The organism is Longitalea luteola (assembly GCF_017356035.1).
Classification (GTDB): domain Bacteria; phylum Bacteroidota; class Bacteroidia; order Chitinophagales; family Chitinophagaceae; genus Niastella; species Niastella luteola.
The window spans coordinates 327,469-348,240 of sequence record NZ_JAFIQX010000001.1; the positions used below are offsets into that span (position 1 = coordinate 327,469).

Sequence of the window (20,772 nt, forward strand, 5' to 3'; positions counted from 1 at the left end):
AGCCGGAACCGGTCACAAACCTTTTCCGTTAAATTTTTTGAGCGGTTGACTGAATTGCAGGATTATTCGATATTTTGAGTCTATTTTAAAATAAACACACCGCTTATCTAGCGTATATATGATCACATTGTTAGCAATAGACTGGGCTGTAGTAGGTATAAAAGCAGGACAATTAATATTATGCTTATCTATACTTGTCATATTACATGAAATGGGCCATTTTCTGCCCGCCAAATGGTTTAAATGCCGGGTAGAAAAATTTTATCTGTTCTTTGATCCCTGGTTTTCTTTGGTAAAAAAGAAGATCGGCGATACGGTGTATGGCATCGGTTGGTTACCCCTCGGCGGATACGTAAAGATCTCGGGGATGATCGATGAAAGTATGGATAAGGAGCAGATGAAATTGCCGCCGCAGCCCTGGGAATTTCGGGCCAAGAAACCCTGGCAGCGCCTGATCATCATGATCGGCGGTGTTACGGTTAACCTTATACTCGGATTCTTTTTATTTGCCATGATCCTGTGGGTCTGGGGCGAAGAATACCTGCCTGCAAAAAATGCCGTGTATGGCGTGTATGTAGACAGCCTTGGAAAAAGCATTGGATTGAAGGATGGCGACAAGATCGTCGCTGTTAATGGCCAGGAAATAGAGAACTTTAGCCGCCTGAGCACCGACATCATCCTGAATGAAGCAAAGACCATACAGGTTGTCCGGGACGGACAAAACATGGATGTAGCCATACCAGACGGAACGATCAGTCAGTTGATCAAACGTAAAGGCGATCCGCTGGCTTATCCCAAATTTCCGGCAGTAGTAGACAGCATTAATAAAAGCACAGCAAAATTTACGTCAGGCGCTTTGCAGAAAGACGACCAGATCATTGCCTTCAACGGCATGCCGGTAAGTTCGTTTTATGAATTGAGCGACATTAAAAAGAGCTATAAGAATAAAGAAGTATCGTTGACCGTATTGCGTAATCAAACCGATACGGCCGAAGTAAAAGTGCAGTTGGGCGCTGAAGCCAGTATTGGGTTCTATCCCCGGCCGCCCGACAAATTCCTAAAATTCGCAGTAAAGAAATATACCTTCTTTGAATCATTACCGGCAGGGGTAAAGAAGGGCTGGAGCACCCTGGTAATGAATGTGCAGAACTTCAAGCTGCTGTTCACCAGTAAGGAAGTGAAGGCCAGTGAGTCGCTGGGCAGCTTCTTAACCATCGGTAATATGTTTGGCGCCCAGTGGGATTGGGAGCGTTTCTGGACGATGACAGCGCTGTTGAGCATTGTGTTGGCGTTCATGAATATCCTGCCTATTCCGGCCCTCGATGGCGGACACGTACTGTTCACCCTGTATGAAATGATCACCGGCCGCAAGCCAAGCGATAAGTTCATGGAGTATGCGCAAATGGCCGGAATGATCCTGTTGCTGGGCGTTATGGCTTATGCGCTAGGACTGGATTTCTGGCGATATCTGTTCAAGAACTAAGACACAGAACGCTTAACCTGCCTGCCGACAGGCAGGCGGAAAACGCCGAAAGCGGGCAACACACGAATTTAAAAGATTTAACTTTTTATAAATCCCGTTTGGGCCTGGCCTGAACGGGATTCTTTTTTGCCTGAATTATCACATTTAAGAAATGCACTTAAAATAAGGCGCATTATAGGCGCATCCATGCTGGAATCGGCACTGCAGGTCAGCCTGGGCCAGCCAGGACCGGGATTTTTGTGCAGCCGGAGTCGTGACGATATGTTATTGAAAATGAAAAATTTAATGGTAAAAGGTGTAAGATTGGCAGAAGCAAGGAAATAGTATTAAATTTGCAGTTTGTATTTTGTCTGTTTGTCGTTAGTTACTTCTGAACATTTTGATGCCGAATGTAATCAGATGGGCAGAATAAGGACAACAAACGACAAACCACAAACTGAATTCGGGGGTGTATGGTTTTGACAGCGTAGATCTTTGAAGGTGTAAGCATGTCGTGCGTTGGATAATTAGCACGTAAATCTGAATATTCAAAACACAAATGGCAATACACAATTTGCCATGGCTGCCTAATCAGTGATTAAGTAGTCATTAGGGCCGCCGGGCAGGTCGTTCTGTAACCACGCTCCGCCGCCGACTTAAAACAAATACAGAATGCTGTAACCGTAGGCTGTGCCGGTTACAAAAGACTATTCAGCTAAGGAAGTAATTGGTTCGTCCGGTTCCTGTTATTTCCCGACAAATAATTCCGGAATAAACATGTAGAAAGCTTTTGAAGGATATGTTTGGACACCGGTTCGAATCCGGTCACCTCCACTTGACCGGACTTTTAGTCCGGTTTTTTTATTTTCATCAATTTCCAGTAGTTTTTTCTGGCTGAGTATCAATGTACTATGATGAAACACTTCCATCATGTAAGGGGTTCGATAGAGGCCATTTTTGTAGTATAAACCGTTATCGAACCCCTTTCTTAAAAGTTCGTGTTTTTGAGGGATAGTTGCACTGCTATATACGGTCGCTAAGTCAGATAATTTTTGCAATTCATTTTTCAACAACATATATCTCTGTTCATCCGCCCGATTCATATCTTTAATTTCATCTCTTAATATAGCAAGGCTTCTGCTAAGATCAGTATGCCACCGCTGATAGGTATCTGCTTTGATTTCATTGTTAATCCACTTGGCCTCGATAGAATGTAATTGCCGCTCTTTCTCGCTTATTTCCGTCCGCTTACTCATCAACAGTTTTCCATTTTCTGAAAGTTTTTTTTCTAAAATTCCCTCAGATTCGCTGCTGATCTTTTTTATCATCCTACTTGGAAGGCTCATGTACTTAAGTGCCTCGAGTAACTGATCGTGAATTTTATTAGCGTTCAAGTTATTATGACCACTATGATTGCACTTATAATAATTGTAATACTTTCCGTGCCGACCCTTACTTGGTGCCCCTGTTAACATTTTCTGACAATGGCAGCGCAGAACACCTCGCAGCGGAAAATCTTCTGCTATACTGACCCGATGTCTTTCAACTGAACGTTGCAATTTTTCTTGAGCACGATTATAAGTTGCAACTTCGATGATATTTGTATGATTGGACATTGGAAACAAACCTCCCGGTTGCTCCTTCCAGGCTTTCACGTTTTGGTATCCAGCATATATAGGGTTTGTTAGAATTTCCTGAACGGCCGAGTTCCCGGTCTTACTAAAGCCAAGCTGCCGAACATCCTGGTATATTGTCATAATAGGCGTATTGTTCAGGAAAGCCTCGAAGATATACCGAACGATATAAGCTTGCGTTTCATCTATTACTAATCTTCTTTCGCTGCCTGACCCAATTTTTGTATAACCATAGGGCGCTTTATGCCCACCTTGAATCCACAAGCCTTTAATCGCTTTGGCTGCATATATTCCCCCTCTTATATCATTCTGACGTTTGATATTCTCCGAATTCCCCATCAAAAATTCGAGCCCCATCATAAAGAATGAATTGTGATCCATGCAATCATAGATTGCACCACGCCCTGCGCTTACAATTCTCACACCGTAGTCTGTTTGAATTTTCTTAACCATGTTAATTGCATCACCGGCCTCTCGACTAAACCTAGTTAACTCTGAAACGACTAAAAAATCTATTGTTTTATAATTCTTCTTGATAAATTGAAACAGCTCTTTAATATCAGGGCGATCAAAATTTCTAGCAGTGTGACCTTCATCAACAAATGTGTCAGTTATAACGACATTATTGAAATTCATCCAATGCGAAGTAACAGCATCTTGACGTTCGATACTGTGAAAGCTTTGTTTGTCACTGCTATACCTTAAGTATCGTATTCCTTTCTTGTCCATCTTGTTTCAATACTTTTTCAACAATAATGTTTGCTATTAAAGTTACTAATTCTTTCTCCTGTTTTTCCTCAAAATTATTATTATTTTCCGTTGCTTTTTTATCCAATTCCTGCTTGGCTTTCTCACAGTCCATACCCACCGCTTATTCATGTTTTACAATTGCTTAATCTAAAATTTAGCAACACTAACAACTAATCGTCGCTGAACGCCGGACGATATTTGTTCTGCTATTTGGAAGGCTTCAGTTTCCAGTATTTCGACTTCGTCATATGCTGGTTCAAGCAGTTTTACAATTTCGACCTTAAGTGCTTGTTCGAATTGAATGACGTCATTTTGTTGTTGTGCCCAAATGATCCCTTTGATTATTGCACATCTGTTAATCGAACGTTTTGCATTGTTAAGCGAAGCTATTAACGTCAACTTAACCCAATTAAGGAATTCCTGTTTATCGGGATAAGCCTTGTAATGGAAATGAAGAAACGTGCTTACTTTGGTAACATCATTCTTCGAAACTGCTTTTACGAAGGCCTGTTCATATTCTCTGGAAAAAGGCACCTTCGAAAAATACAAAAAACAATCATTTTGCTGACGGCCCAACTTGAATTGTATATAAGGTTTGAAGTTTCCCCTTTCCCTGGCAAAGAAATAACGACCAGATAAATCCGAGCAGGCATTTCTTAAAAACATGTTATCCATAATCACTTGCTTCCACTTATTCATGTTCATCATATTTAGTGTGTCTGCAATATAATATCGATGGAAGTTAATTTATCCCATATGGGAAAATGTGTGAAATGTCGCTTCTCGGAGAATATATTTTGGTTCTTAAAAAGTGGTTGAATGGATTTGAGCAGTTCGACGATAGTGCTGATTATTCCTGCTGAAGATTTAAACTTGATAAAAGCAAAGCAGCAGGAGATCATTGATAGATTAAGTGAAATGACCACCCCTACAAATTCAAAGTCTGATATACCTGCAAATTACATTACAGCTATTGAATTCATGGATGCGGTCAGAATTCGCCGGTCAAAGTTCGATGAGCTCGTGGCCAGCAATAAAATTAATACAATAAAGAAGAAAAGAAAGATTTATGTACCGGTTACTGAAATAGAGCGATACTTTAAAGATCCATCTATTCTGTAGAGTGTGCTATTAACAAACTGAGGAAGATAAGTAATGAAGGAGAGGTTATTGATAAGTTTTTCAGGTGGTAGAACCAGTGCTTTTATGACTCACTGGCTGTTGCAAAACAAGTCCGGTCAGTTTGAAATGATGGTCGTGTTTGCTAACACGGGTAAAGAGCGTGAAGAAACCTTACAATTTGTCGACCAGTGCGATAAGATCCTAGGATTCCAAGTGCATTGGATAGAGGCGGTTACGAGTTTAGAACCAGGGAAAGGGGTTTCGGCGCGAAAGGTTGATTTCAACAATGCCAGCCGAAAAGGAGAACCCTTTGAATCATTTATCCAAAAGCATGGCATTCCGAATCTGGGGGCTCCAAAATGTTCAAGAGAACTGAAAGCGTACGCGATTCGAGCTTATGCGCGCTCGTTGGGGTGGAAAAAATATTACACTGGTATCGGTATCCGATACGATGAGGCCGGCCGGATTAACTTGCGAACCGCCAAGCACGAACGTTTGGTTTATCCGCTGGCGCAATGGCTTAAAGTAACCAAAAGCGATGTCAATTTGTTTTGGTCAAGGCAGGCTTTTGACCTACAATTAAAGAGCTATGAGGGTAACTGCGATCTATGCTGGAAGAAAAGCAATCGAAAATTGATTACCATTCTTAAGGAAAACCCGCACCTCGCAGATTGGTGGAGGGAAATGGAAAACCGATATGGTACTTATGTTCCTGAAAAGAGCAAAGGAAATCTAAATATCAAATTGCCAGTCAGATTTTTTCGGGATTACAGATCAGTAGATGATCTCCTGCACGAGGCATCATTTGAACACCGGTTGGCAGTCGACGATAGTAAAACCATTGACCCGTACAAGCAGCTACCGTTATTTGACCCATGCCTGGATTGCGAGACGGGCGCATGTGCCGACTCCTGTGAGGCGTTCTGATTAATAGGTGCTTGGACTGAATAACAGATATTGAAAATTAGCTTTATGGCAGGGGGAAAAATCTCACTTCGATTGGGAAACAAGGTGTTAACATTGGAGGACGGCGGCCAAGCTGATGCGAAGTTTAAAAATGATTTTGCTGCTGTTTGTAAACCCAATCGTGCCAGCATCCAGGAGTTTTTTGAACGGTTGGTGGGAGAAGTTTAGCGGTGGTAATGAAAGACGAGATAATAAAAGGATGAGTTGATTGGTTAGGTTTATGAGTTACGATGAATGGAAATATAAGTTGGCGATGGTGGTGAGTTCGGAGGGCTGGCAATACAACAGAAACATGCATTTCGCTGATGTCAAAGCCGCTCTTTATGTATTGGCAGATTTGGATCTTGACAGTTATTCCTTGAACGCGAGACACCTGAATATTCCATACATCACTAAGGTATTAGTTACTGATAGCAACGCTATGAATAAGGTAGTTGTTCAAATTGACAGTAAAGATGTAGGAGGAAATGGAGTAAATGTGCCCGGGTTGTTTTATACATTTCCAGAAGGTATAGAAGGTTTTGAGCAGGAAGCTGGTATTTCGCTTGCCTCCTTTAAGGGTTATAGTCCCAAAAATAACTTCGTGTTAGCAGCTTATATGGTACACGACGCAAATGACGTATTGTTGGCGAGTTCAGGGGTAAAACTTTTGCGCGAAGCAATTCCTGCATATAAAAGGGCGTCTCTTAATTTCCAGCTGTCATTTAGTAATAAATTATTTGTACATGATGGAAAAATAAGAAGTCGGCAAGTATCAAATACCATTAGTCAGGATGTTTTCTATCACAAAGATATTGTCGAGTCATTTTATACCATGTTCAATATCGACTATAACAGGATGGAAGAAGGTTTGGCATGGGATAAAGATTTGAATGGATACTGTTCTGGTATTCATTTAAGCGAAATTAAACCTGATGGAAAAGGGTATAAATCGTTTGCTGCAGTAAATTATCAACATACAACTTATCACTATCCTAAAGGCCAGGAGGATGTTAACGGTGTTGTTCTTTCCGTTCATTCGTCATACCTCGACAGAATTGACTTGTCACCTTTGAAACCGGTGGTTCCTGGTTTTGAATCACGTAGGTTATTAGCCCGTATGAATGCTGCTATGACTGAAATGGAGCCGGTAAAGGGTTTAGATACCGTTTTGAGGAAATATATGAGCCTGAAGGAAAGGGAAAGGCGGGTTAATAGAGTTCAAAGCTCTGGAAAGCAGGTTATCCTTCGAACCGGAAAAGGTAGAAGTATATAAAGCCGTCGGTTGGGGCTGCAAGTCTGCAGTTACCGGTGGCCGTCTTGACGATGACATTCGACTAAAAGATAAATTGGAGGGACTTGATATGTTAGCAAAGGACACAATGAAAAAGCGAGTTAGGCGCGAAGAAGAGGAAGTGGAATGCATGATATCCACTAAAGAAAAAAGGGACTGCCAACTGGGAAAACACTATTTAATAGCCATGTACTTATTCTTAGCATCTTTATACTCTTGTAGAAAAGATGCCGTTATCTACCCGGTCGTTGGAGTTGTCTCCACAGTCAACGAAATGGTTTCGAGCCGGGCAACCAGCAACCTTCTGTATTACGAGAATGCCGATGCAAAATGGTTCGATGATACTTACGCAAAGTTTCAGGCTGCGGCTTCCTTCAATCACTGCCTCTACAGTTCAACGTTTTAGTGGTACAAAATCCATTCGTTTTGAATTAAGAGATTCAGATAAACAAGTAGAGAGCGGAACAAGAGCTGAATTAATATTTCCGAAAGCAACTCACAATACCCGGTGGTATTCCTTTGCATTGTATGTTCCAAGTTTTGAATATGAGGTTGATCCCACCGATGAGGTGATCAGCCAATGGCACCAAGGCGGAGGCGCTACACCAGCTCTTTGCCTGCGCACAAAATCAGATCGACTGTTCTTGCGAATCCTAAGTGATACCTGGATCGATCTGGGTGTACTGGATAAAGACAAATGGCATACCTATATAATGCGTGTGAACCACGCAGCGGGATCTGATGGGTTAATCGAAATGTGGCGTGATGGACATAAGATTATGTATCGCAAAGGACCGAACGCGTACCCGATCAATCGCAATTATCATTTGCCTTATTGGAAAATCGGTATTTACAAGTCCTATTGGAATGGTAGCCGTACTTCATCCACGAGCAAGCGGGTTCTTTATTTCGATGACATTAAACTGGGTAACGAAGGAGCTGCCTATGAGGATATGGTTTCAACCGACAGGAGTACAATTCCTGGAATTTCAAATCCCACCACACCATCGCCTGGTGCTTCGGGAAATGTAGTTACAGATTTCATCCTGGTTAACGCCGCCACAGAAAAGGATGTGTTGAGAATCCAAAGCGGTCAGGTAATAAGCCTGGGTGCGCTTGGGTTAAAGAAAGTAAACATCCGGGCAAACACGTCAACAACCGGAAGCATAAAATTTCAGTTGGCTGGCAGGCAAAGCAAAGCTTTTATAGATAGCAGAGCTCCTTATTCGCTGCATGGCGATGATGGGAGTGGTAACTTCTATTATGGGAACTGGAACCCTCCTGCCGCCGGCGCATACACCTTAAAAGCCATCCCTTACCAGGGAGATCATGGGCAAGGTGAAGCTGGTACTGCAAAGACAATCGCATATACAATTACATATTGAAGAACCGCATCCTTGTGCCAATGGCTTCAAAAAACTCAGAACTCAAACTCTTAAAATGCAGGTATATGGAAAGTTATAGAATGTTTAATAAAGAACTTGTTAATGAACTGGCCGCACTTGGCACAGACCTGAATTCTAAAGTTTCGTTTGAAAAGTATCTCGTTGAATCCGGCTATACACCTTTAAGTACGAGATTGTTTTTTAAGGACAATCCGTTGGAACTTATTCGACTGTCAAAACGAAACGGGCAAACTGTGTTCAGAAACTTTGCCAATGATCATGATAAAGGAACTCTAATGGACTTTATTCGAAATCGGTCGATGCACGAAGGTCAGGTATGCCCGAATGAAAAGGTCCACACTTTTGTGGCTGCAGTCGATACAGCATCTAACTTTTTACAAAGGCATCCGGGTCGAATCAGACCTCAGATTTTGCAGGAGATGGCAAAGAAAGTAGCCACGTACAAAATATAGTAACCGATGGATTTACCTGAAATTATTGAGAGAAACGTTCATGAATTTATGAAGCCGATTCGAGATGCCGGCTACACGAAACTAGTCTATGAAAAATCAATGGGATCCATAGAAACCCAGCTAAAATCCTATCTCCTTTTTGCTTTTCAGGAGCAGAGTTCGGAGCGCGATATCATGATTTGGTATGGTGGCGGTCTGGAGGCTTCCGATTTTTGCTTGTCTCTAAAAACTAAAATCCACAATGATCCGATTGAATTTGGATTCAAAGGAAAATTTGATCCAAAATATGAAATGCCTGCTCTATTTCATGGATTGCAGGTAAGTAAAGGCAGCTACTCAGCATACTATCCAAATCATCCAAATAACGCATTGCCCACACCGGATGATGCATACGAGAAATCAATTCAGACTGTTCCCATAAAGGTAAATAAGGGTATCCGAGTCATCAAGAGTTGGATTGGTAAGGTTAAAAGATTGTGAAGTAAATACATTCATTATGGCGGTACTTAAAAAGGATATAATAACGTTTAGTAGCGGAAGGCAAATCAAGGTGCTGGGAGGTATTTTTTCGATTGTATCATCCCTTGAATTAGCTGACTATTATTCCCGGTTGGTCTTTTTTTATGATCATGATTCAAAAAACAATAAAGAACTTCCTTCCGTTAAAAATATATATAATCTGACAAAAGAGGAGCTTATTGAAGTCGCTGACTGTATGATAATGCTGTGGATTGACTTGAAGGACAATGTTCGAAAGTATGGGATTGATAATCCGGAAATATTCAATGTAAGACTTTGACAACCGTGGCCTATAAATCTTATGTGAACTTATTTTAGGATAGATATATATATGCTACTTCCAAAAAACTGTTAGAGGTGCAAGCGGATCTCGGCGACTGTCGTTTGTCGCCAGCAAGATGTACCGTTGTATCACAACGTGAGTTTACTGCACTCCAAAGTCGTGCAGTGGTGAGGAACCTGCTTCGAAACTCAGCGGGTTGTTGTTTCAAAAATCAATATGCCTTCGGAATGGCTAAAGTGAGAAAAAGCAGCAAAGGTAACCGAGAATTCTGGTGCCATATCCGGTTAACAGAACAAGAACATAAACTCCTAAAGGAGAAACTTTCGTCAACTACTTTTCAAAAGGTCAGTGAATATGCCCGGAGCGCGCTTTTTGACAAACCGATTACCGTGCTGACCAGGGACAGGTCAATGGACGAGTTTATGTGGGTACTTATCGGATTGCGTGGTGATCTGCTGGCGATAAGTAAAAATTTTAACCAGGTTGTAAAAAAAGTTAACAGTATACCTAAAACGGATCCAAACATTTGGGTGCCGTATAGCTTGGAGATGCAAGGGGAGTTATTGAAAAGAATAGCAGAAATTCAAAAGAAGATAGATGTTTTTTCAAATAAATGGTTGCAATAATAGGAAGTGGAGAGATGATCAGAGGGGCATTGTCGTATAACGAAAATAAGGTGGAGGAGGGGGGTGCTGTACTGCTTTCGGCAGCCAATTATCCTAAAGATGCTGCCGAACTTTCTTTTAGGGAAAAGTTGAACGTTTTGCAGCGCCTTGCGGATTTGCGACCTACCATTGATCATAGGTGCGTTCATATATCCATTAACTTTGATCCTTCTGACAACCTTACCAACGAACAGTTTCAGGAAATCGCCAGGTTGTATATGGAGGGTATCGGATTCGGTAGCCAGCCTTATTTGGTCTACAGCCACACGGACGCCTCTCACCCGCACCTACATATCGTCAGTACCCCGATCCAGTCCGATGCTGAGCGCATCAACCTTAATTGTTTGGGCAAAACAAAGTCTTCTGCCGTTAGGGAAAAATTAGAAGCTGATTTCAATTTGGTACGTGCCAAAGGCCGTAATAGTGTTTCTCAGGCGATATTAAGGCCTGCAGACCTGACGAAAGCGCAATACGGAAAACGGCAAACTAAGGCAGAAATCAGCAATGTTGTGCGGAGCGTATTTCACCACTTTAAGTTTACGACGTTTGCGGAATATAACGCGGCTTTGAATGCTTTTAATGTAGTAGCAGATACAGGGGCTCCAGGTACGAAAATGCAAGAAAACGGTGGTTTGCTTTACTCTTTGCTGGACCCGGCGGGAAATAAAATCGGAAAATCAATCAAAGCAAGCTCGATCTATGACAATCCAATTCTGAAAGAAATAAGTAAAAAGTTTGAGGCAAACGCGCGAAGACGAGATAACTACAAAGCTCGAGTTTGTAGAATCATTGATGATGTGTTGGCTAAAGGGGTAACTGAAACTGGCTTCTTGAACGAACTTGACCGCTATGATATCTCCATTGTTTTCAGGAAAAGCAAGGATGGACGGACTTATGGAATTACATATGTAGATCGTAAAACGCTTTACATTTTTAACGGCTCCGATTTGGATAACAGCAAGAGGTATGCTGCCGCCGGAATCAAGGAAAGCCTGCACAATGACAGACGAAACGAGCAACACCGCGAAAATGAACGATTAGTAGCCAATACGATTTCTCAGACGCGATTTGATGAAGGGGTTAGGTCGGTAATGGTTCAATGGATGAGCCAGGGATTGCTTGTCGATGCGAGATGCGGATCAAATAACAATGTTTTGTATGCTCTGGGAAGACGGAATACCAGCAGAGATGATTACAGCACATTGGCACCAAAACTATCCCGTTACCTGCAAATTAACGGCGTTACGCCGGAACGAACGGACTACCTGCGTCGTGCGTCGACTGATTGGATCGGTACAGTAGCAGAACAAATCAAAGAAATGTCTGATCAGCAGTTACAAAGCCATCTGAGAAAAATGGTAGATGAATGTTTTGAAATAACAACCGGTGGCCATTCCATTTCGTCAGCCCTACTGGAAGAAGCCAGGAAGAAAAGAAAGAAGCGAAGAAGATAGAATTGAATTAGTAAAGGCGTTATAGAAAGGAGGTGTGTATGAATACAGGGGAGAACGAGCAAAGCTTACGGGCAATAATTGATCTGTTCCGCAAGGCAAGTGTGGTGATTCTGGTGCTGCATTTCGTAGTGATTTGCTTTGCGGCTTTTGAAGCGTGGGGGCTGATACATCCGATAGTAGAACGGATACTTTTAAACATCGCAAACATAGGGTTGTTCTCAAAAAGTTACGTCACCAAACTGATCGCGCTTGGCTTTTTAGCCATATCCATGATAGGGACGCCCGGCAAGAAAGATATCAAAGCGAAAGGAAGTCATATCATCTTTTATCTGGTTTTTGGCAATGCTCTGTACTGGGGAGGTGTCGTTTGGTTCTTCTGTCACTTATCAATTACACAAACGGCCTGCACTTACATACTTACCACCTCTATAGGTTTTTTGTTCATCCTTACAGGAGGGTCGCGTCTCAGCCGCCTGATCAAACTCAAGATGCGCGATGATATTTTTAACGAGGAAAATGAAACCTTCCCGCAGGAAGAACGGCTACTTGAAAATCCATACAGCGTTAATCTTCCTGGTAAATATCGCTATAAAGGAAAGCTGCGTCAGATGTGGTTGAACATCATTAATGGCGCTCGAATGGTTCTCATTATTGGCAGCCCTGGTGCAGGTAAAACGTACTTCCTTATTCGTCATATCATCAAACAAAAGATTGAGCTGCGGCAATTTCCTGGTATGCTGCTCTATGATTTTAAGTATGATGACCTTGCGAAGATCGCTTACAACTCGTGGCTGAAGGCTAAGCACCTTTATAAGAAGGCCCCAAAGTTTTACATCATTAATTTCGATGAGCCTATAAACCGGTGCAACCCTTTGGAGCCGTCCAGCATGAAGGATATTACGGATGCAACTGAAAGTTCGCGGACGATTTTGCTGGGGTTAAATATGCAGTGGATCCAGAAAACCGGGGATTTCTTTGTCGAATCGCCAATAAATTTTGTCACCGCGATTATTTGGTTCTTGCGAAAGTACAAGGGCGGTAAGTACTGCACACTCCCACACGTAATTGAACTGATGCAGATGGACTACGAAGACTTGTTTCCTGTTCTCGGCACTGAGCCGGAGATAGAGGTGTTGATTGCGTAGCGCCCATCCATCTAAAATTTGGATGGGCGCTACGCAGGAAAAATTAATCCGTTCATAACGGCCTACTGCAATCGGGCGATGGAGCAGCTTGAAGGCCAAATTGCTTCTGCTAAAATCGCGTTGGCTAGACTCGCCTCTCCGCTTCTGTATTATGTTTTGAGTGGAAACGATTTTACACTTGATATAAACAATGCATCAGATCCAAAGATTGTAGTGTTAGCCAACAATCCAGAAAAGACACAGACCTACGGCGCGGTTATATCACTTTATCTCAATCGTGTGTTCCGGATATTGCCAAAGAAAGGCATGGAGAAGTGTTGTATAATTGCGGACGAATTTTCCAGCCTGTTCGCCAATGGGATAGAGAACTTTTTAGCTATATCACGCGGCTATCGTATTTTCTGCTACCTGGCTATCCAAAATATAGCGCAGATGCGAAAGAGTTATGGACGCGAACAGGCAGACGTTATATTTAATTTAGCTGGTAATATACTATGCGGCCAGGCCACAGGAGATACAGCAAAAGCGGTGTCGGAGATTATTGGAAAGATCGTACAGGAGCGGCAAAGTGTGTCGATCAACCGAACAGAGACCAATGTTAGCCGAAATACTCAGTTAGACAGTGCTGTTCCTGCCGCCAAAATCGCCATGCTGTCGGCAGGTGAATTTGTAGGGGTGCTGGCCGACAATCCAGACCAGCAGATCAAGCTGAAGGCGTTTCACTGTTCAATTCAGAACGACCATTCGGCAATAAAAGCAGAGGAAGATGCATACAAACCCCTACCGAAGCGAAACATCTCACCAATCGACATTCAGAATAACTACATTACCATTAAAAATGATGTTGTTGAGATTATTGAAACTGAAATAGAACGGATAAAGAATGATCCGGAACTGACCCATTTACTATTTGTTAAGCCAGACACCCAAAAAGGGTAGTTCATCTGAAGCCATTTTCCTCCTGTCCGGGATTCTTCTTCCAGAAATGGTTTTCGGTATAGCTTAGGAACTGGTGAGGGGTGTTAAGGATTGTGTCCAACAGGTGTTCGTTATCGTAGTCATCCCGCACGATCATTGATTTATTGTTTGTCAACCGGAAATGTAATGTGTACAAAATAGACTTTGCTACGATTGCGCAGTAAATTTCGACTTTGCCCTTATAGTACATTTTTCGCAGTTGTGAAGGGTTCAGTGTCTTTAGTTGACGACTGCTTCTGATCTCGAAATCCTCTAGGAAGCTGTCAAAAGAATTGGAGGGGTATAATAGTCCGAAGTCTGCATATGGTTCAGGAGATCAAGGGCAAATATCACAAAGATTGACTTGTCAACGCTAAGATGAAATTCAATTCCATGGGCATTTCTATATTCTGTAGATTGTTCATCCAGGAAGGCATATATCCGTTTTGCTGATCGTGTCATTCTAGGTAAGGTTATTGTATCTGCTATTCAATTTAGTTCACTTTTCAACGAGAATCAAAGTTTTTTCCATCTTAGGGCAAACTTTTTTTGAAGTTTTAAAAAAAAATATTAAATTAAAAGACTAATTGCCTGCGCCTTTTTGCCAAATTACTAGTTTCATAATCCAATTCCAGCTGCATTAAAATGTTCACAATTTTGCAGTAATGTTTTTCCTTTCTATTTTGCCATTGCGTTATCCTTCGTAAATGTCTACTTCTTATCCAACCTCGTCCTGGTAATCAATAGCCGCAAAAAAACCTATGTCGTTTATTATCTATGCCTAAAATGCTGATTACTAACTAGTGTTAGTGTTTTTTGTAATTTAGTATATATAACCAAGAACCGCCAAAGACAAAGAAGGAACTGATATGCTCAATGGACAAGATGATGCGTTACTAACAGAACAGTTACAAAGGGGTGATACTTTGGCCTTCAAAGCCCTGCACGGTCGTTTATACCACCATATTCGATTTTTTTGTGAACAGATCGTTCAAGAGTCAGGGGAGGCAGAGGACATTGCTACCAACGCTTTCCTAAAATATTGGGAACGATGCGCGAATTTTAATTCGGTCAGCCAAATTCGTAGCTTTTTATATATAGCCGCCAAAAACGCTTGTTTAAATTACTTGAAGTCAAGAAAGGCAGCACGTAATTACCAAGAAACTGTTATACCGATAAATGTAATCGACGAACAACTGTTAATTGAACAGTATACTTACGAAGCTGCTTTATTTGAGAAGTTATATGAGGCTGTAGAACTTTTACCGCCTCAATGCCGGGAAGCTTGTAAACTTTACTATTTCTCTGGTCTAAGCAGGCAGGAAATCGCCGAGAGGCTAAGCATTTCTATTAATACTGTAAATAAACATTGCGCGGACGCAGTCCGTAAGCTACGGATCATTTTTTGCCGTAAAGAACTCCTTATATTGTTGTTTTATAGTCACTTGGATATTGTAAAAAATAATATGTCATTTTCTTCCTTTTTCAATTGAATTTTTTTTATCACATGCTGTTATACTGTCAAAAGTGTTGAGTAAATGTTACGTGCAGTAAACGTTGGGTAATGTGCATCTGCCAAAACCATTATAATGAATGACTACGATTCTATAGCCGATATTTTATCCCACTATCCTGATTTAACGCAGGAGCAAAGGGCAATGCTACAGGCTTGGCTTGCGGAAGATGTAAAACATAAAATCATCTTTGATAACATTGTTAAAGAGGATAACGTATCGGTAAAATACCAGCGTATCGAACAGTTGAAGTTGCAAAATGAAAGATCATGGGAAAAGTTGAACGCTTTGATAAATGGAACAGGTCGGGTAGGGTATTCAAACTGGTGGCATGGTTGGAGGATGGTGGCTGCTGCATCCGTTATATTTCTTTTAGCCTTTGGGGGATTCTTGTGGTTTTCTCAGATTAAGAAGAAACCGAGCGTCGCCATCGCAGAAACCAAACACACCACAACTGCAGCAGAAGATGTTGCTCCTGGATCTGCGCAGGCAAAATTGATATTAGGCGATGGGACGCAATTGAATTTGGATAGCAGTAGTGTGGGAAAAGTGGCAGAACAGGCCGGCGTTACCATCACGAACGAAAACGGACAGGTAACATATATCAACAGGCAAGGGATGGGTAAGAAGAATGAGTCAGGATTTCGAATCATATATAATACACTAGAAACATCGAAAGGACAAACGTTTTCTACAAAATTATCGGATGGCACAAAAGTGTGGCTTAACTCTGAAGCGAGTATCACGTATCCTGTGAATTTTTCTGAAAGTGAGAGAAGAGTGGTGATTACCGGCGAGGCATATTTCGAGGTGGCGAAAAGTGATAAGCCTTTCATTGTTGCCAATGCCGCGCCAGGAAGACAGGACTGGAGTGTTCAGGTACTCGGGACGCATTTTAATATAAACGCATATTCAGATGAAGAGGCTGTTAGAACTACGCTACTCGAAGGCAAGGTAAAAATGACCAGTGGCACTTCAGCGTCGATATTGATGCCCGGGCAGCAAGCGCAGCTGCATGTTGGAAAACGGTTGCTGAAAACTGTCGATAATGTAGACGTTGATCATGTGATTGCCTGGAAAAATGGATATTTTCATTTTGACAATGAAAATATCCGAGCGGTGATGAAAAAGATCGCAAGATGGTACGATATGGAAGTCGTGTATAAAGGTCCAGTTTCTTCAGAGGCGTATGGTGGCAGAATCAAACGAAATAGTAAGTTATCTGAGGTTTTAGCATTACTCGAACAAAATTCTATACATTTTAGCGTGGAAGGAAAGAAAATAATTGTCAACTAATATTTGAAAAATTTGTCGGAAGACCCGTAGGAAAAGCCCCGGAGTTCTTCACTAAACATTATAGAATCAACGTGAGCTTGTCCAAAACTCGCGATTCAAATCTTGTTTCAACCTCCGGGGCTTTACTTTACTCAGTCTTCGTAATTTTTTATTTCAGAACTTGGAATATACATCTAGTACCTATAAAAATTCATTAAACCTTTGGAGATTACCAAGAGGTTGTTTGGTATTCGGTAGAAATAAAAGTGCAATTGAGCGGTTAATCGGCGAAAGTCAATTCCGTCCTGACAGTGCCATCCCTTCTTCTATCTCCATTCCTAACGGAAAGTATAGCGCTACATCTCCAAGTGATATGACCGCTAACCATTGAACCCGTCTCAAGTAACCTTAAAAAAATCACGCCGGATGGTACCCGACGTGATGGATGCAAGTTATAACTGGTTTTATTACTCACACAAAACAAAGCTATGCAATCTTTTGCTGTCGGCAAAGGCTCTGCTACCAGCATGACCATGCCAAAACTACACTGCTCTATTTCACGACAATTGACACGTGTTATGAAAATTTCTGGAATTATTTTATTGGCTACCTCCTTGCATCTGAGTGCAAAAGCCGTAACGCAGACCGTAACTCTGTCTGAAATTGATGCTCCTTTTCTCAAAGTCATGCATCTAATCGAAAACCAAACGGGCTATGCTATTTTTTATAATGTTAGTTTGATTAGTCAAGCGAAAAAAGTGACTATAAACGTAAAGAATATGCCTCTAATACAGGCATTGGATCTTTGCTTTAAAGATCAACCTTTTACTTATGTTATCAGGGGAAATAATATCACATTAAAATTCAGGCAAGAGAAGAAAATTAGAGAAGACCCCGGAGTAGATGTGACAGGTAAAATAACTGACAAAGAGGGGATGCCACTAGTTGGAGCAAATGTAAAAATTAAGGGAACGAGTAAAGGAGCAATTACGAATTCCGATGGTTCCTTTCTATTAAAGGATGTGGACGACAATTCTGTTTTAGAAATCTCCTATGTTGGTTTTGAGACAGCAATAGTTTCTTTGAAAGGACGTAAATCTTTAGTTATTGGCCTCAATCCTAAATCTACTTTTTTAGATGAAACTGTTGTGATTGCATATGGTACAACGAGTAAGAGGTTGACTACTGGCAATGTGTCAAGTGTTAAAGCGTCCGACATTGAGAAACAGCCTGTTCAAAACCCTCTTTTGACATTACAAGGTCGCGTTCCGGGTGTAGAAGTTACACAGCTAACCGGTTTGCCTGGCGGTGGGGTAAATGTACGTATTCAAGGGCAAAATAGTATTGAAAGCGGTTTAGATCCATTGATTGTTATAGATGGGGTGCCTTTTCCATCAAGGCTTGCATATGGAAATTACATGGAAGGAACAGTTCAAAATGGCAGTCCACTTAACTATGTGAACCCGGCTGATATTGAATCAATAGCTGTTTTGAAAGACGCAGACGCTACAGCAATTTATGGATCCCGGGCGGCCAACGGAGCCATACTTATTACAACAAAGAAGGGAAAAGCCGGAAAAGGCACTCTTACATTTAACATGCAACAAGGATGGGGAAACGTTTCAAGGAAAGTAGATATGATGAATACATCTCAATATCTCGAGATGCGGAAAGAGGCCTTTCATAACAGCGGACAAGTTCCCTCTGCAAACCCTTCAGCTTCTGGTTCGTCTGTTTATGCTCCAGATATTATGTTTTGGGACACTACCAGATATACGGATTGGCAGGAAACATTAATTGGTGGTACTGCGCAATATACCAACGTTAACGCTCGTATTTCCGGTGGTACGCCAAGTCTGCAATATTTAATTGGGGCCACTTATAATCGGCAAACAACTGTATTTCCTGGTAGGTTTGACGATAATATTGGAACACTGCATTTTAACCTAAGTGGAGCGCCTGGCAATGGGAAATTACGGATGCAACTATCAGGATCGTATTCCTATGATCAAAATCATCTGCCGGGCGTTGACTTAACTCAGTCAGCATTACTTACTGAGCCCAATGCACCTGAACTGTTCACAAGCAATGGCAACTTAAATTGGGCACAAAATGCAACTGGTAGGTCGACATTTATTAACCCGCTGGCTAATGCTAACAGTACTGATTATAACAACACCACTAAAAATCTAATTGGTAATCTCACTATTAGCTATCGTCTTTTGGAGGGCTTGGACTTACGTACAAGTTTCGGATATACTAATATGCAAACGAATATCTTTAACCCAATTAGATTGGAAGTAAATAGACCTGAACGTAGAGCAACGTCGCAGAGGATCGCGGGTTTTGGAAATAGAAACATGAGCTCTTGGATCATCGAGCCTCAAATAAACTATCAAGCTCGTGCATGGAGAATAAAATTGGACGCTTTGGTGGGTACAACTATTCAGAAAAGCAGCATAGATTATTTATCATTGTTTGGTTTTGGCTTTCCGACAGATCAATTGATGAAGACTCTAAATGCGGCCACTTCTATTAACGCTGATCTTTCAAACTCTGTCACAAATAGGTTTAATGCTCTTTTTGGCAGATTGAATTTTAATATGGACGATAAATACATTTTGAATTTGACCGGCCGGCGAGACGGCAGCAACAAATTTGGAGGTAATAATAAATTTCAAAACTTCGGAAGTGTGGGTGTGGCATGGATAATGAGTGAGGAAAAGTGGTTTAGGAAACGGTTTCCGTTCGTTAGTTTCGGCAAGGTCCGTAGCAGTTTCGGAATAACGGGAAACGATCAAATACCTGATTTTGCTTACTTGAGCACTTATGGAATTAGCTATTCTACAATCTTGTATCAAGGTAACATTGGTTTAAATGTGGAAAAAATACCCAATCCGAACTTGCAATGGGAGGAAACTAAAAAATGGCAAACCGGAATAGATTTTGGCATATTGCAAGATCGTATTGTTGTAGGTGCAACGTATTCTAGAAATAGAAGCAGCAATCAACTCGTGCAGTATGTTTTACCGACATTTTCAGGTTTCAGTCAAATTGCTCAGAATCTTCCAGCGACAATTGAGAACACAATCTGGGAGTTTACGATCACATCCACCAATCTAAGAAGTAAAAGCTTTAGCTGGACAACCTCGGCTAATTTTTCAATTCCAAAAAACAAATTAAGAAGTTTTCCAGGGATAGAACTAACCGCCCATGCGACCGGAGCAACCGGCGTTGTTGTAGGTCAACCCATTGGGGTAAGTAAGGTTGCTTCATTTGCGGGGACGAATCCGGTAAATGGAGCATATATGATTAGAGATAAAAATGGAAATCCAGTGGCCACAGCACCTCAGGAAGAAGACCGGAATGTGTTCATATCGTCGTTGGCCAGGTACTACGGAGGCCTTATGAATACTTTTACTTATAGACGCCTTCAACTCGAAGTACTTTTTCAATTTGTAAGAAAACGAGGTGCTAATGATATGGTCTTCTATAATGGTAAGAGATACCCAGGAGAGTTTTCTAGCGGAGAAAGTAATCAACCTACTGCTGTACGAGATCGTTGGCAAAAGCCCGGGGACAATACTTCTAAAGCTCCTTATTTAACCGCTGGATTTTTGTCCAGAGTAATCAATAGTGATGCATGGTACACTTATGATGCATCATTTGTTCGGTTAAAAAATATATCGCTTTCATGGCAGGTACCCGATAAGCTAGTAAAAAAATTACACCTTCAAAATGCCAGATTATCGTGTAACGGTCAGAACGTTGCAACATTTACTAACTATCAAGGACTGGACCCCGAGACAGCAAGTGTAAGTATACTTCCGCCACTTCGCATGTTAACTATCGGCGTACAAATTGAATTTTAAAAGGGTAATACAGTTAAATCGTA

The 20,772-nt window shown here is 41.4% G+C and carries 18 protein-coding genes, 1 other RNA gene and 1 pseudogene; 17 read left to right on the plus strand and 3 right to left on the minus strand.

Annotated features, from left to right (window positions below):
- Positions 1-118 precede the first annotated feature (118 nt).
- On the plus strand, positions 119-1,483 hold the full coding sequence (gene rseP / locus JUB15_RS01295; RefSeq protein WP_207510432.1) for an RIP metalloprotease RseP: 1,365 nt from the start codon (positions 119-121) through the stop codon (positions 1,481-1,483).
- A 444-nt stretch (positions 1,484-1,927) separates the two neighbouring features.
- Positions 1,928-2,299: a transfer-messenger RNA gene (ssrA, locus tag JUB15_RS01300) on the plus strand.
- Positions 2,300-3,024: 725 nt separating this feature from the next.
- Here the strand turns inward: ssrA and JUB15_RS28725 are convergent.
- The 3 genes and pseudogenes from JUB15_RS28725 to JUB15_RS01315 all read right to left on the minus strand — a co-directional run.
- Positions 3,025-3,825: pseudogene (locus tag JUB15_RS28725) on the minus strand (recombinase family protein); the annotation flags it as partial.
- Complete coding sequence (locus tag JUB15_RS01310; protein WP_207510433.1) at positions 3,791-3,958, minus strand: hypothetical protein; 168 nt, start codon at positions 3,956-3,958, stop codon at positions 3,791-3,793. The gene JUB15_RS01310 and the pseudogene JUB15_RS28725, both read right to left, overlap by 35 nt.
- A 35-nt stretch (positions 3,959-3,993) precedes the next feature.
- Entirely contained in the window at positions 3,994-4,545 is a 552-nt protein-coding gene (locus JUB15_RS01315) for a hypothetical protein (protein WP_207510434.1), read from the minus strand.
- 120 nt (positions 4,546-4,665) lie between these two features.
- Here JUB15_RS01315 and JUB15_RS01320 point away from each other — a divergent pair, with 120 nt between their 5' ends.
- The 15 genes from JUB15_RS01320 (at position 4,666) to JUB15_RS01385 (ending at position 20,749) form a co-directional block, all read left to right on the plus strand.
- Positions 4,666-4,968 carry a hypothetical protein gene (locus JUB15_RS01320; RefSeq protein WP_207510435.1) on the plus strand — a complete coding sequence of 101 codons (303 nt, stop codon included), beginning with the start codon at positions 4,666-4,668 and terminating at the stop codon, positions 4,966-4,968.
- A gap of 33 nt (positions 4,969-5,001) precedes the next feature.
- Complete coding sequence (locus JUB15_RS01325; protein ID WP_207510436.1) at positions 5,002-5,895, plus strand: phosphoadenosine phosphosulfate reductase domain-containing protein; 894 nt, start codon at positions 5,002-5,004, stop codon at positions 5,893-5,895.
- Positions 5,896-5,940: 45 nt separating this feature from the next.
- On the plus strand, positions 5,941-6,102 hold the full coding sequence (locus JUB15_RS01330) for a hypothetical protein (protein ID WP_207510437.1): 162 nt from the start codon (positions 5,941-5,943) through the stop codon (positions 6,100-6,102).
- A 52-nt stretch (positions 6,103-6,154) separates the two neighbouring features.
- Positions 6,155-7,189: a hypothetical protein gene (locus JUB15_RS01335; protein ID WP_207510438.1), complete on the plus strand. Its 1,035-nt coding sequence runs from the start codon at positions 6,155-6,157 to the stop codon at positions 7,187-7,189.
- Between the two features lie 335 nt (positions 7,190-7,524).
- Positions 7,525-8,592, plus strand: a complete 1,068-nt coding sequence (locus tag JUB15_RS01340) for a polysaccharide lyase family 20 protein (RefSeq protein WP_207510439.1) — start codon at positions 7,525-7,527, stop codon at positions 8,590-8,592.
- A 65-nt stretch (positions 8,593-8,657) separates the two neighbouring features.
- Positions 8,658-9,065 (plus strand): hypothetical protein, encoded by a 408-nt coding sequence (locus JUB15_RS01345; protein ID WP_207510440.1) that lies wholly within the window; start codon positions 8,658-8,660, stop codon positions 9,063-9,065.
- Between the two features lie 6 nt (positions 9,066-9,071).
- Complete coding sequence (locus tag JUB15_RS01350) at positions 9,072-9,545, plus strand: hypothetical protein (protein ID WP_207510441.1); 474 nt, start codon at positions 9,072-9,074, stop codon at positions 9,543-9,545.
- A gap of 16 nt (positions 9,546-9,561) precedes the next feature.
- Positions 9,562-9,864 (plus strand): hypothetical protein, encoded by a 303-nt coding sequence (locus tag JUB15_RS01355; protein WP_207510442.1) that lies wholly within the window; start codon positions 9,562-9,564, stop codon positions 9,862-9,864.
- Between the two features lie 230 nt (positions 9,865-10,094).
- Positions 10,095-10,493, plus strand: coding sequence for a plasmid mobilization protein (locus tag JUB15_RS01360; RefSeq protein ID WP_207510443.1), 399 nt, complete (start codon positions 10,095-10,097; stop codon positions 10,491-10,493).
- The gene (locus tag JUB15_RS01365) at positions 10,481-11,986 is read left to right on the plus strand and encodes a relaxase/mobilization nuclease domain-containing protein (RefSeq protein ID WP_207510444.1); all 1,506 of its coding nucleotides are present in this window, start codon (positions 10,481-10,483) and stop codon (positions 11,984-11,986) included. The genes JUB15_RS01360 and JUB15_RS01365 overlap by 13 nt, the downstream gene beginning before the upstream one ends.
- Positions 11,987-12,024: 38 nt before the next feature.
- A complete protein-coding gene (locus JUB15_RS28345; RefSeq protein WP_242696154.1) occupies positions 12,025-13,131 on the plus strand; it encodes a YWFCY domain-containing protein in 1,107 nt (368 codons plus the stop codon).
- 18 nt (positions 13,132-13,149) lie between these two features.
- A complete protein-coding gene (locus JUB15_RS28350) occupies positions 13,150-14,070 on the plus strand; it encodes a type IV secretory system conjugative DNA transfer family protein (RefSeq protein WP_255539591.1) in 921 nt (306 codons plus the stop codon).
- An 887-nt stretch (positions 14,071-14,957) separates the two neighbouring features.
- Positions 14,958-15,581 (plus strand): RNA polymerase sigma factor, encoded by a 624-nt coding sequence (locus JUB15_RS01375; RefSeq protein WP_207510445.1) that lies wholly within the window; start codon positions 14,958-14,960, stop codon positions 15,579-15,581.
- Between the two features lie 96 nt (positions 15,582-15,677).
- On the plus strand, positions 15,678-16,898 hold the full coding sequence (locus JUB15_RS01380; protein ID WP_207510446.1) for a FecR family protein: 1,221 nt from the start codon (positions 15,678-15,680) through the stop codon (positions 16,896-16,898).
- Positions 16,899-17,365: 467 nt separating this feature from the next.
- The gene (locus JUB15_RS01385; protein WP_207510447.1) at positions 17,366-20,749 is read left to right on the plus strand and encodes a SusC/RagA family TonB-linked outer membrane protein; all 3,384 of its coding nucleotides are present in this window, start codon (positions 17,366-17,368) and stop codon (positions 20,747-20,749) included.
- Positions 20,750-20,772: the final 23 nt, after the last annotated feature.

Bases quoted from the DNA above. Each gene is read 5' to 3' on its own strand.
- rseP (WP_207510432.1), top strand. From the start codon at position 119: ATGATCACATTGTTAGCAATAGACTGGGCTGTAGTAGGTATAAAAGCA.
- JUB15_RS01310 (WP_207510433.1), bottom strand. From the start codon at position 3,958: ATGGACTGTGAGAAAGCCAAGCAGGAATTGGATAAAAAAGCAACGGAA.
- JUB15_RS01315 (WP_207510434.1), bottom strand. From the start codon at position 4,545: ATGAATAAGTGGAAGCAAGTGATTATGGATAACATGTTTTTAAGAAAT.
- JUB15_RS01320 (WP_207510435.1), top strand. From the start codon at position 4,666: ATGGATTTGAGCAGTTCGACGATAGTGCTGATTATTCCTGCTGAAGAT.
- JUB15_RS01325 (WP_207510436.1), top strand. From the start codon at position 5,002: ATGAAGGAGAGGTTATTGATAAGTTTTTCAGGTGGTAGAACCAGTGCT.
- JUB15_RS01330 (WP_207510437.1), top strand. From the start codon at position 5,941: ATGGCAGGGGGAAAAATCTCACTTCGATTGGGAAACAAGGTGTTAACA.
- JUB15_RS01335 (WP_207510438.1), top strand. From the start codon at position 6,155: ATGAGTTACGATGAATGGAAATATAAGTTGGCGATGGTGGTGAGTTCG.
- JUB15_RS01340 (WP_207510439.1), top strand. From the start codon at position 7,525: ATGCCGATGCAAAATGGTTCGATGATACTTACGCAAAGTTTCAGGCTG.
- JUB15_RS01345 (WP_207510440.1), top strand. From the start codon at position 8,658: ATGGAAAGTTATAGAATGTTTAATAAAGAACTTGTTAATGAACTGGCC.
- JUB15_RS01350 (WP_207510441.1), top strand. From the start codon at position 9,072: ATGGATTTACCTGAAATTATTGAGAGAAACGTTCATGAATTTATGAAG.
- JUB15_RS01355 (WP_207510442.1), top strand. From the start codon at position 9,562: ATGGCGGTACTTAAAAAGGATATAATAACGTTTAGTAGCGGAAGGCAA.
- JUB15_RS01360 (WP_207510443.1), top strand. From the start codon at position 10,095: ATGGCTAAAGTGAGAAAAAGCAGCAAAGGTAACCGAGAATTCTGGTGC.
- JUB15_RS01365 (WP_207510444.1), top strand. From the start codon at position 10,481: ATGGTTGCAATAATAGGAAGTGGAGAGATGATCAGAGGGGCATTGTCG.
- JUB15_RS28345 (WP_242696154.1), top strand. From the start codon at position 12,025: ATGAATACAGGGGAGAACGAGCAAAGCTTACGGGCAATAATTGATCTG.
- JUB15_RS01375 (WP_207510445.1), top strand. From the start codon at position 14,958: ATGCTCAATGGACAAGATGATGCGTTACTAACAGAACAGTTACAAAGG.
- JUB15_RS01380 (WP_207510446.1), top strand. From the start codon at position 15,678: ATGAATGACTACGATTCTATAGCCGATATTTTATCCCACTATCCTGAT.
- JUB15_RS01385 (WP_207510447.1), top strand. From the start codon at position 17,366: ATGCAATCTTTTGCTGTCGGCAAAGGCTCTGCTACCAGCATGACCATG.